Origin of the sequence: Methanobrevibacter sp. (genome assembly GCF_045220775.1) — an archaeon.
Classification (GTDB): Archaea; Methanobacteriota; Methanobacteria; order Methanobacteriales; family Methanobacteriaceae; genus Methanocatella.
The window spans coordinates 1-11,852 of the sequence record NZ_JBGUWC010000163.1 but is presented as its reverse complement, the minus strand read 5'-3'; the positions used below and the strand labels follow the sequence as shown (position 1 = coordinate 11,852).

Here is an 11,852-nt window from a genome sequence, read left to right as displayed (position 1 = left end):
GGGTGGGGTAGTCTGGTGATCCCGCGGGGCTCATAACCCCGAGATCCCTAGTTCAAATCTAGGCCCTGCTACTTTTAATTAATATTTTTCATGGCAAGTTAAAGACAGCTGCTGGTTTTTTATAAACTAAGGAAACTCCGCCCATCAAACAAGACTACGGCGTTGAAAAACGTATGCTGAGAAGCATGACTCTGGAGCAGAAACGACACGGCTTTTAATGGTAGACGATGATATTCAATTGAGGACATTAAAAGAATCGGTGAAACGGCCATTCCGTAGGATGCAAGAGCAAAGCTGCCGATAATCGCTTGTGTAGGCAAGGTAGTTCGCTTAGATGAATGCTGTTAACAGAAGGTGGGTTACTCTTAACAGGCCATGAATATTAATTATTTTCTTATTTTAACTAAATTAACTAAACATAATATATTTATAATTCCAATATCAAAATTATTATATTCATCTGGAGGTGACAAGGCTTGAATAAAAGAAAATTTTTAATGTTGTTGGTAATTGGTTTAGTGATAATTGCAACTAGCACAATTGTATTTGCACAGTCTGATAATATCGAAACCCATGAGTATAATTTTCTAAACAAGGCTTTTTTCAATATTAGTGATGATTTAACTAATGAAACTGAATTTAAACTTTCCCAATTCGATAGTTTGGAGGTTGGGACTTATTATGTCTATCCTGATGAAAAAGTAATTTGTTCATTATGGTTTGTCGGTGAAGATGGAGTCACTGATTTTGAAGGTCATCAAGAAGATTCATCGAATGAAAAAATTGAGAGTAATACAACTTCCCAGGGATATAGAACATATATTTTCAAGGATTCTAAGGAGTATGATGTGTTTATTGATTTAGATAATCTGACTGTTGATAATCAGGGTATTGAAATGCAGTATTACTATTTCAAGGGAACTTTTGAAACATTAGATGAGGCCCAAATATTCATTGATACATTCAAAATTAATGAAACCGCAGCGATTAAGTGACAATACTTAATTATTAAAGCTTAACAGGCAATGGATATTTAATTATTTTCTTATTTTACTATTTACAATCTATTTAAGGTAATCTATTCTTTAACATTCACTAAAAATTTAATAATGTGTAATAGTTAGTTTCTCATGAGCACATCCTTATTAAAAATATTGAAGATATGTTAAATATTAGATTGTCATATAGGATTATATATGGAACTAATTAAATTGCAGGATAAAGATTTAGCTAAATTTAAAAGTCTGATGCAAGAATCATTTCAATACGGTTATGAAATCGTTTATGGCGAATGTGAAGAATTAATATTGCCTGAAAAAGACATTGACGAATGTTTAAACAAAGAAAATAGCCAAGCTTATGCAATGAAAAATAACGAAGATATAGTCGGCGGGGTCATCATTGAAATTAATGAAAAGACACAACATAATCACTTGGATTTCTTATTTGTAAGTGTGTCCAGTCAAAATAAGGGCATTGGGCAAAAGATATGGAGTGAAATAGAATCTTTATATCCGAATACAAAAATATGGGAAACTTGCACCCCCTATTTTGATAAAAGAAATATTCATTTTTATGTAAACCGATTAGGATTTCATATAGTTGAATTTTTAAATGAAAAGAATCCTGAACCTGATTTCGATAAGAATCATCCTATGGGGGATGAAGAAATGTTTCGGTTTGAAAAGATTATGAAAGGATAGCTATCATTAATGTGTCCATTTGAGATTGAAAACTTGCCTTAAACATATTAAAAAAGAGTAGAAAATAATCTGATATTATAAAATAAAAAACTAATTTATCGTTTTGGAGAATAAATATTATGGAAATAATAATATACGGTTCCCAATATGGAACAACAGAACAATATGCTCAGGAATTATCTAAAAGGAATGATATCAAAGCGGAAGGATACGATAATATTCAAGATATTAATCAGTATGATACCATAATTTATCTTGGCGCTTTATATGCGGGTAGCGTCTTGGGCATGAAAAAAACCTTAAGCAAGATTGACGATTGCTCCGGTAAGAAAATCATCATTGCAACAGTAGGATTGGCTGATCCAAATGATAAAGAGAATAGGGATACTATAAGAAAGAGAATTAAAGGACAGCTATCAGATGATGTTTTTAATAATGTTACTATCTATTTTTTAAGGGGAGGAATAGATTATTCCCTTCTTAACCTTAAGCACAAAACCATGATGGCATTTATTTATAGAAGGGCAAAAAAATTAAAAGAAGATGAAAGGAATGCCGAAGTAGATGCAATAGTTGAGACATATGGCAAAAAAGTTAGTTTCATTGATTTTGATAGCTTAAATCCGATAATCAATGAAATCAAATAATGATTATGCCAAACCATTGCCGATTATTTCTTCACCGATATAATTGACATTCCGCACATAATATGCTGTCGGATAGTTATCACAGAAGTCATGGTTTTCAACCACTTCTGCAGTGAAATGCTCATAGATGTATACGTCTGTTATGCCTGGCTCTGGAGGAATTTTTCCTGCATCAGAACTGTCCATTATAACAACAGAATCATTTCCAAAGAAAATTCGTTTGTCTCCTAATGATTCCATCCATTTTACGGTTTCAGGATTGTATCCTTCATAATATGGAAGGGTTTTAATATTGTCAATTGCCTTGCTTAATTCGGAAGAGCCTGAAGAAACATTAAATGTTTTGTTTTCACCGGAATGGTTTATCACATCCTGATTGTCATCCATATATGCAAAGATTAATACGAGTAATGCAACCAGCACTATAACAATTGGAATGGTCCATTTTTCATTCATATTAAACCCCCTTTAATTTCATGTATATTTAATATATTATAATATAAAAATTATTGTTTTTTCACAAGATTAATTTACATTATCAGATAAACTATTACCATGACACGTATAGATGATGCAGTTCAATTATTCGAAAACGGATATGTATGTTCACAGGCAGTATTCGCTGTCTTTTCAGAGGAATTTGGCCTTTCCAAAGAACAGGCGCTTAAAATTGGAGCCTGTTTTGGAAGCGGTATGCGTAAAGGTGAAGTATGCGGTGCTTGTACAGGTGCGCTTATGGCTTTAGGTTTGAGATATGGAGAAAATAAGCCTGACTGCGATGAAGTCTGCGATAAGTTTTTGGATGAATTTAAAAATGAAAACGGATCTTACTTGTGCAGGGATTTATTGAATTGTGATGTCGGCACAAAAGAAGGAGTGGAATATGCTCTTGAAAACAATCTGTTCAAGGAATTCTGCCCAAAGATGGTTGAATCCGCAACAAGGATTACTGAAGATATAATCCGTGAAAAAAAGTAAAAAAAGTATGAACTATTAGTTTAATAGTCCATCTAAAAATCCTGTGGCACTATCAGTATCAGTAGTATTTAGAACATCGGATACTTCTGCTTGATAGTTATTAATGTCTCCTTGGACATTTTGTATTTGTTCAATACTGTCCGCAAGGTTTTCAATATCACTATCTGTAATGTTAATGTTGTAATTGATAGTGTAGTTATTGATTATGTTTACAATAGTTTGGTGATCTGTAACATTTTCTTCTTGTACTGTTTCTTTAACATCATCTACTAATTTAGATAAGTCATCAGCATTAACATTTGAATTTTGCACAATTTCTGCTTGTGTGTAGATTTCATTGTTTGCTGCCTCTTTTACAGTATCTGGAATTTCAACTTCTGTTGCCACTTCATAAGAATTCATGATTCCTGCTAGAGCGGATTCTCCGGTAGCAGTAACAGGACTAGTTACATATACATGTCCACTAGTGATTCCAACGGATTTCAATGCAGATAAGTACATGTCTCCAGTTATTGTAGTGATTGTGGATTTGTCTACGCTAACTTCGAGATTGTCATTGTCGTTCAAATCAACTAATGCTGATGAGAATATCTGTTCGGAATTGTAATATTTTCCAGTTATTGTGCTTGAAATTTTATTTACTTCATCAGCAGTAATTATTTTTGAGTCAACTGCATGCAAATCAACATTTGCTTGATTTTCAAAGAATGTATCAACAGTATTCTTATAATTTGCATTATGGTGTGTAGTCTCACCGTAGGTTATGACAACTTGATTGTCGTTAGCTGAAAAACCTGTTGGGATTAGCATACCTATAATGATTAAAGACAAAATTATCATTCCAATACTAATCTTGCGCATTATTGTCACCTCTATTATTATTGGTATTTTTTATTTAGTCATTTTAGTATTTAAATATATATTAATATTGTATTGATTATGGGTACTTATAAAGTTGAATTTATTCAATAATCTTTATATGTTTTCAAATCAAATTTAAACTTATAGTAAATAAAATGCTATGTCTTTATCATAATTGATTTGAAGGGAGGTGAAAATACGGTAAAATTTAGTAATAAATTGGTATTCGCATTAATTATTTCTATGTTGCTTCTGTTTTCTGCAAATGCAGTGTTTGCAGGAGATAATGAAACAATGTCTGATGTAGTGAGTGTTGCAACTGAAATTGAGTCGGTAAGTGAAGTTTCGAATGTTTCGGATGTTTTAAGTTCACAGTCAGATGAGGGGATATTAGAAGCAAATAATAATGTGATTAGGGTTCATGTTAATGATTCATATAACGAAGCTAGCAATACTTGGGATGAAGACGGTTTTAATTTAGCTGGGGCTACGGTTAAGCTATACGATTCAAATAATGAGATAATCAGAACACAAACTACAAATTCAAAGGGTAATATCGTATTTAGTAATTTAGGTTCGGACAAGTACAGTATCGAAATAAGTTATTCGACTTATGAACCAATAAAATTGAATGATATCGATTTTACAAAAAATAGTGGTATACTTACCATCGATAATGTAAAGTTCGTTCCGGACATATTGCTGTTGGTAGATTATAACTCCCACAATGAGAAAGTTGATTTTCTGATGAACATGTCTAGAAGGGTAGCTTACATCAGTACTACAGATTTTGATAAATCAAGAGCCTGGCTTGTGGAATATGCTAATTTTATGCATATCGACATGTTTTCAGAATCAGCATACAGTGTTCTCACGGGTCAATACTTAAAGGAACTATTGAATAGGACTCCCGCTAATGCAAACTATAATGTGGCATACACGTTCAGTGTTTTCTCACAGCAAATTCTGGACAACACTGGTTTGCACATTGTAGGGGCTTCTAAAGAGAATAATACCTTTGACACAATTGAAAACACTTATATTGGTTCTTATTTCCAAGCGCGTGACATTGAAGAATCAGGTATCTTAGAGACTAACATGAAAAATTATTTAAGTTACGTCTATTATTTGATTAATCCCTATAAATATGACGATCCAACTTTAGATGATAAAAATGCTCCTTTAATGACTCCCGAATGTGGTTTTTACCATCCGGATTTGGGCATGTACACTTTTGTGCCTGAAGGAGATTTAATTAATCAATGGATTCGTAAAAATCCAGGTTATACTCATAGTGCAGACGGCAGTTTAAATTGGATGACTGAAGATTACGTTGAATGGTTAAAGGAATATTCAGATCCTACAAAGTTATTTAAAGAGTTTGAGAATGATTATATTGAAAAATTCAATCCAGACAAATCTTTCATAGTTATTGCTTCTTACTATGGTGGCGAAGAAGTCACAGATGCATTGATTAGAGGCTATGGAGCGCAAGGTAGGCCAGCTTTCAACGTATTTAAAACCGGAACTCAACCTCCAATGTCTTCAATAATAAATCAAATTAAATCTGTTTCAACTGTCGGTATGGCCGCTATCAATTCATTATGTAGTTGGTCTCTGGATTATGCCAACGGTACTGCTGAACCCGATTTGACTGATATTGATTTGCATGTATTGAAAGGAATTGTTGAAATTTCTGAATACAGTTACAACAGTGAATTAGGTCCTCAAGTTGAATGGACATATATGGTCACCTATCCAAGTTTCGAAGGTGTATTCGGTCAGGTCGCCCTTACTTGGGTTGATAGTTTAGGTAATTCCCATATTATTGAAGAGGGTGTGGCTAAAATGGTCCAACTGAATTGTAAATGGGCTGATTTGCATGATTTAAATAATTCTGATAAAAAAATTGCTGTAATGCTTTATAATTATCCGCCAGGTAAAGCAGAAATAGGTGCTTCTTACTTGGATGTATTCAATAGTGCATATGACCTGCTTATTCAGTTATACAACCAAGGATATGACATAGGTGGTGTTGTCAAATATCTAAATTATTATAATGACACCTATGAATGGATTATCCAATCTGAAGACGGATACAACATAAATGGAACTATTGAAAAGTTCATTTCATTATACAATTTGACTCAGATTATATTCGACATGAACAATAAGGGATCCTGGGCTTCAGGGTTGCTTGAAAAATATGTGGAGGATAACTGGGATTATTTAATGGAACATCATCAACTGATTTCACTTAAGGATTTCGAATACTTGACTGCCGATATTAGGGATGAATTATATAATGAGATGATTTCCTATTGGAAAGACGGATTAGGTCCGGCAATGGTTTATAAAGATAAATATATTGTAATTCCTGGTGTCTGGTTCGGTAATGTCTTTATCACCTTCCAGCCAAGTAGGGGTTGGGAAGAGGTTCAAGACTATCACAGCTTAACCATTCCTCCGCATCAACAGTATGTTGCATTTTATAAATGGATGGAAAAGACAGCTAACATTAATGCAATCGTAAGTATGGGTACTCACGGTACTTTAGAGTGGCTGCCGGGTATTAATTTAGGTGCGTTTCCTGGAGATTGGACTTTTGAATTAACTTTAATTCCTACAATTTATCCATATATTGTATCTAACCCTGGTGAAGCAATGGTTGCAAGAGACAGAAGTTCCGCATTATTGCTTACTCACATGACTCCAGCTATGGTTTCATCTGAGTTATATGGTAATTATACCACATTGAAAAATTATATCAATTACTATAAGGAGCAAGTATCTCTGAATGTAACCGCTAATGCAGAATCATATATGAATATGATTCTGGAATTGGCTCCAAAGTTAGGTTTTAGAAACATTTCAGATAATGAAACGTTCCAAACTTACATCGATGATTTGCATCATTACTTGGATGCGATGGAAGATGACTTCAACACTTACGGCCTTCACACATTAGGTAAAGTATTAACTGGTTATGAAATGGCGGAGGAAGTAGTTACAATTGTTACTTCCCAAACAAAGATTTATAATCAATTGATAGAATTATTATATCCGGATTTGAAAGGTTTGAGTTTTTACGATGATATGCAAGGAAATTTCAAATATGCCAATGAAGTTGCAGCTATTAAAACTTTCTTAAAGAATTATGCTAACCGCCTTGTAAACGGAACATCTGCAAAAGACTTAAACAAAGAATTTGGAATAAACGAAGGCACTGCATTATACAATTCAACACTTTACTGTGAAGAGGTTATTGCAAATATTCAAAGGAATAATGAATGGAATGCAATTTTATTATCCTTAAGTGGACATTATGTAAAATCAGGATTGTTTGCTGATCCGTCCTACGGTGATTCAATACCTACAGGATATGACGGTTATGCTTCCGACCCTACAAGAATGCCGTCACAAGCGGCTTATGAATCTGCTGTGAAAATTGTTGACATGCTTTTAGCTGACTATTATGAACAGCACGGAAAATGGCCGGAATTAACATCATTAATCTTATGGGGTACTGAAATATCCAGGACTGAAGGAATCGGCGTTGCCGAATTCATGTATTTCTTAGGCTGTAAGCCTGTATGGGCAGACAACGGTAAAGTTCTTGGCGTTGAACAAATTCCATTGGAAAATTTAACTATAACATTAAATGATGGTTCTGTTGTCAATAGGCCAAGAATAGACGTATTTGCCAGTATGGTTACAAACAATAAGGATTGGATTACTTGGATGCTGACTGCAGTTAATTTAGCGGCAAACGCTACAGGCGAAAATGCGTCCAATAATTATGTCATAAAGCATTATGAAGAGAATCCTACTTTGGACAGATTATTTGGTCTTCCAGGTAATGTATTGGAAGGTACTGGTATGTCAAATCTTATTCCAAACACAGCTGACTGGAGTATTGACTCAATAAGCGAATATGCAATGGACATTTATTTAAGCAAAGTGTCTTATTCATGGACTCTTGATGAAGACGGAAACATTGTCATCACCAATCAGAAAGAGAACTATAAGTATTTGCTTGATAATGTGGATGTCATTACTCAGAACTTCGACAGTAGTTGGAGATTATTTGACTCTGATGATTACTATGATTGGTTCGGAGGTTTATATAATGCTGCAAACACATTGAAAAACAAATCCGGTAAAGCCAAACCGGATACAGCATTTTTCGATATTAGAAATAAGAACAATTATATTTCAAGAACTTATCAGGAAGAAATAGAATTTGAAATCCGCAGCATGCTCGTAAACCCACAATATTACAATGCGTTAGTTAACACACCGGGTGGAATGAATTCATATGCTTCCAGGTTCCAAAACTTCTACGCCAGTAACATTCTAGGCGGTGAAAAGTTAAACAAAGAGTTAGGTAATCAATTGGCCGATACTGTAATTAAAATCAATTCAGGGGTTACCAATTCCCAATTGGCTGCAGGTGCCCAATCATCAACTGCTTGGATGATTTATATGGCGCAACAAGGCGTTTGGGATGGTGATTCAAAGACAGTCCAGAAGCTAGTCGATGCCTATATGCAAAGTGTCATTGATTATGGTGTTGCATGTTGTCACCACACTTGTAAAAACCTTGCTTGGAATGCAGAAATCATTCAATTAAGTTCTTTGACTCCAGCTCAAAAACAGAAATTTGCTGAAATTCTTGCTCAAGCAACAAATACTGATCCGTTATATCAAATGGACCAGCCACAGGATAATAATCAAAATCCTCAAGATCAATCTGGCGGTTCAGATGGTGGTAAAAACGCAAATACATTAACCAACAATACTTCACAGGAGAAATCTGACGGATCAAATTCAGGTGGAAAAACAGCTTTTGGTGTAGAGCCATCTACTGCAGGTACTGCTAAATCCGCTTCTGATTCTCAAGGTTCTCAAGGTGAATCTGGCGCTAGTGGTGCTAAAGCTTATGAACTTACTGAGCAGCAATCAGCTTCCAAATCCGTAAGTACAACTGAATCCAGCATGCCAATATTTGTAATTATTGCTGTTATAATTTTAATTGCAATATTTTTAGTTGGATATCTAAGAAAAGATGATGACGAATATGATGATTATTAAATTAATCATCAACTTCTTTTTTTTTTTGTTTTGTGGTAATTTTTAAATATTATATTTTATCAAAAATAATAATATAATGAAAATTTTTAAAGTTTATTTTATTAAGCTTTATAGTAATTTATTAAATTTAACATGATGAGGTATAATAATGATTAAAAAAATTAATATTTTTTTAGTTTTACTGCTATTATTAATATCAATTGGTGCCGTTAGTGCAGCAGATGAGGGGAATATGACGGATATTGTTAGCAGTGAAGCTATTCAGGATACTATTGAGGTATCTGTGGATGAAGATATTGATTGTAGTTCTTCGGATTGTGATGATGTTGTAGCTGTCGATAGTGAGTCTTCAGAGATTTCAGCTGCTACATATACGATTGATAAGGATAATTATAATCAATATTTTGATTCCAAAACTGGAGAATTGAAAAACACTTCAGGCGTAAAATCTGGTGATGCAATTACATTATCTGGTGATTTTTCAAAAAAAGACTTTATTTTTAATCAAAAAGTAAATATTGTTGGGTCTTCTTCTAACTTAGAAGAATCTAGAGTTATACTATTGAGTGGCGCTTCTGGAAGTACAATCACTAATTTGAAAATTGTTAATACAAAAGAAATGACTTATGGAATATTTTTGAATTCAACTACTAATTGTACCGTTAGTGGATGTAATATTTACAACACCGGAAAATCTTCATATTGTATTTGTCTTGGAAATGGAGCCAATTATAATAATATAACTAATAATACTTTGGAAACATATGGTGTTACTTATGGACACAATCAAAGATCAACACCTCCACTGGTAATCAGTGGTTCCCATCACAATATTATTTCCGATAATAATATTAAAGTTGATGATGCAAATGGAATTTATTTATCCGCTTATGCTGGCGGGCCGTTGGTTGGGGGAGAATCTAATTATAATGTGATTAGGAATAATATTATAAACTATAAAGTTCTGCCTACATCATGGTCTTGGGGTATTCAAATAATGGGCAGTAATAATAAAATTGAAAATAATATAGTCAATGGGGCCTATAGGGGGATTTCCACTACCCAATATAATAATCGCATAATTAATAATACTATTAATGGTCTTACTGGAGCTGATTATAATGACCCTGATGTTGAAGTAGGTGGAGAATATGGTATTGTAGCTTCATATAATTCTTATGTTGCGGATAATAAAATTATCAATGCTAAAATTATATCTACCGGAGCGGGAATATATGCTACTGATGGTTCAACTGTAGAAAATAATTATGTGAAAGTTACTTCTAAAGGAAAAGGTATTGATGCTGATGGGTATCGTTTAACTATAGAAAATAATACTATTTCCACAGAATCTGGTTCTGGCGTTTATCAAAAAGCGGAAGTTTCTGGCTTAATTGTAAAAAACAATAATATTTCTTCCGTATCTGGTGTTGGTATTCTAATCGAGAAATTAAGTTCAAAAAGAATGCCTAGTGATGTAACTATTAGAAGAAATACAATTGTAACTGGCAATAAATATGCAATAGACATTTCTGGTGTTAAAAAAGGTACTGCAAATAATGACCTTAATTCAAACAATGTTGGATCTGCTTTAATAATGGGTGCTGATGGAATTTATGATGCATCTAAACCGACTTATGTCTATGAGGGTAAAATCCATAATATTAATTCAAGCAATATCCGTAAATATATTAACGTTAATGGTGGTTTAACTTCTGAAGTTAAAGATGGAGATATTTTAAACTTTACCGGAACTTTTGAAGATGAGGTTATATATATAACAAAAGGGGTTAAAATCACAGGTGATAATCCGATATTTAAAAATTCTACTTTTAAAGTAACATCCGGTAATGTGTTAATTGAAGGTTTAACTATAATAAACAATAAAGCTAATAGGGTTAATGCTTGGGGTATTTATGTTAATCAGGCTCCCGGTGTTAAAATTAGAAATAATAATATTAGTGTAAATGATTCTAAAGCTGCTTATGCTATTTATGTATTGGAATCAACTTATGTTGAAGTTTCAAATAATGAATTATACTCTGAAGGTGATTATTTAACATTCACATTACTTGCTTATGCATGTGAAGATTGTAGTTTTACTGATAATACTATTCATACCAATGGAACTGGTACAATATATAATTTCAAAACTGAAAGATGTATTGACGGTGGAGAAGTTTGTATTGATGGTAATACATATTGTGTGGATGGTAATGAGCTTTACATTAATGGTGTGAAGTTTGATATTATTAATAAAACTGCGCAAGATGCTAATGGTGTAATTTATTGTATTGATGGAAATGAGATTTGTATTGACGGTAAGACATATTGTCTTGACTGTAATGAAGTTATTATTAATGGTAAGTCTGTCTCTATTGATGGTAATAATGTATACATTGATGGTAATAAGTACTGTTTGGATTGTAATGAGTTGACTATTGATGGTGTGACTTATTGCATTGATGGAAATGCAGTTTGCGTTGATGGTGTGACTTATTGTGCTGATGGTAATGAAGCGAGTATTTATAATAGGAATGTTAGTTTAAAGGGAAATAACTTAACTATT

Annotated in this window: 8 protein-coding genes and 1 other RNA gene; 7 read left to right on the top strand and 2 right to left on the bottom strand. The window is 33.2% G+C overall.

Going from position 1 to position 11,852, the window contains the following annotated elements:
• Positions 1–93 precede the first annotated feature (93 nt).
• From rnpB to ACJROP_RS10315, 4 genes are all read left to right on the top strand, one after another.
• Positions 94–374: RNase P RNA component (gene rnpB, locus ACJROP_RS10330), an RNA gene on the top strand.
• 102 nt (positions 375–476) lie between these two features.
• Positions 477–995, top strand: a complete 519-nt coding sequence (locus ACJROP_RS10325) for a hypothetical protein (RefSeq protein ID WP_406535384.1) — start codon at positions 477–479, stop codon at positions 993–995.
• A 201-nt stretch (positions 996–1,196) separates the two neighbouring features.
• Positions 1,197–1,703, top strand: coding sequence for a GNAT family N-acetyltransferase (locus ACJROP_RS10320; RefSeq protein WP_406535383.1), 507 nt, complete (start codon positions 1,197–1,199; stop codon positions 1,701–1,703).
• A gap of 119 nt (positions 1,704–1,822) precedes the next feature.
• The gene (locus tag ACJROP_RS10315) at positions 1,823–2,350 is read left to right on the top strand and encodes a flavodoxin domain-containing protein (protein WP_406535382.1); all 528 of its coding nucleotides are present in this window, start codon (positions 1,823–1,825) and stop codon (positions 2,348–2,350) included.
• A 3-nt stretch (positions 2,351–2,353) separates the two neighbouring features.
• Here the strand turns inward: ACJROP_RS10315 and ACJROP_RS10310 are convergent, their stop codons facing one another.
• Positions 2,354–2,806: a hypothetical protein gene (locus ACJROP_RS10310; protein ID WP_406535381.1), complete on the bottom strand. Its 453-nt coding sequence runs from the start codon at positions 2,804–2,806 to the stop codon at positions 2,354–2,356.
• A 99-nt stretch (positions 2,807–2,905) separates the two neighbouring features.
• Between ACJROP_RS10310 and ACJROP_RS10305 the strand changes: the two genes are divergently transcribed.
• Complete coding sequence (locus ACJROP_RS10305; protein ID WP_406535380.1) at positions 2,906–3,328, top strand: C-GCAxxG-C-C family protein; 423 nt, start codon at positions 2,906–2,908, stop codon at positions 3,326–3,328.
• A gap of 15 nt (positions 3,329–3,343) precedes the next feature.
• Here the strand turns inward: ACJROP_RS10305 and ACJROP_RS10300 are convergent, their stop codons facing one another.
• The gene (locus ACJROP_RS10300; RefSeq protein ID WP_406535379.1) at positions 3,344–4,189 is read right to left on the bottom strand and encodes a DUF1002 domain-containing protein; all 846 of its coding nucleotides are present in this window, start codon (positions 4,187–4,189) and stop codon (positions 3,344–3,346) included.
• A 243-nt stretch (positions 4,190–4,432) separates the two neighbouring features.
• On the opposite strand from ACJROP_RS10300, the gene ACJROP_RS10295 reads away from it, so the two are divergent.
• Both ACJROP_RS10295 and ACJROP_RS10290 read left to right on the top strand, forming a co-directional pair.
• Positions 4,433–9,283, top strand: a complete 4,851-nt coding sequence (locus ACJROP_RS10295; protein WP_406535378.1) for a cobaltochelatase subunit CobN — start codon at positions 4,433–4,435, stop codon at positions 9,281–9,283.
• A gap of 148 nt (positions 9,284–9,431) precedes the next feature.
• A partial coding sequence (locus tag ACJROP_RS10290) for a right-handed parallel beta-helix repeat-containing protein (protein ID WP_406535377.1) occupies positions 9,432–11,852 on the top strand: 2,421 nt, incomplete at its 3' end.

Excerpts from the sequence above, each read along its gene's own strand:
- ACJROP_RS10320 (WP_406535383.1), top strand. The coding sequence starts at position 1,197 with ATGGAACTAATTAAATTGCAGGATAAAGATTTAGCTAAATTTAAAAGT.
- ACJROP_RS10310 (WP_406535381.1), bottom strand. The coding sequence starts at position 2,806 with ATGAATGAAAAATGGACCATTCCAATTGTTATAGTGCTGGTTGCATTA.
- ACJROP_RS10305 (WP_406535380.1), top strand. The coding sequence starts at position 2,906 with ATGACACGTATAGATGATGCAGTTCAATTATTCGAAAACGGATATGTA.
- ACJROP_RS10315 (WP_406535382.1), top strand. The coding sequence starts at position 1,823 with ATGGAAATAATAATATACGGTTCCCAATATGGAACAACAGAACAATAT.
- ACJROP_RS10295 (WP_406535378.1), top strand. The coding sequence starts at position 4,433 with ATGTTGCTTCTGTTTTCTGCAAATGCAGTGTTTGCAGGAGATAATGAA.
- ACJROP_RS10300 (WP_406535379.1), bottom strand. The coding sequence starts at position 4,189 with ATGCGCAAGATTAGTATTGGAATGATAATTTTGTCTTTAATCATTATA.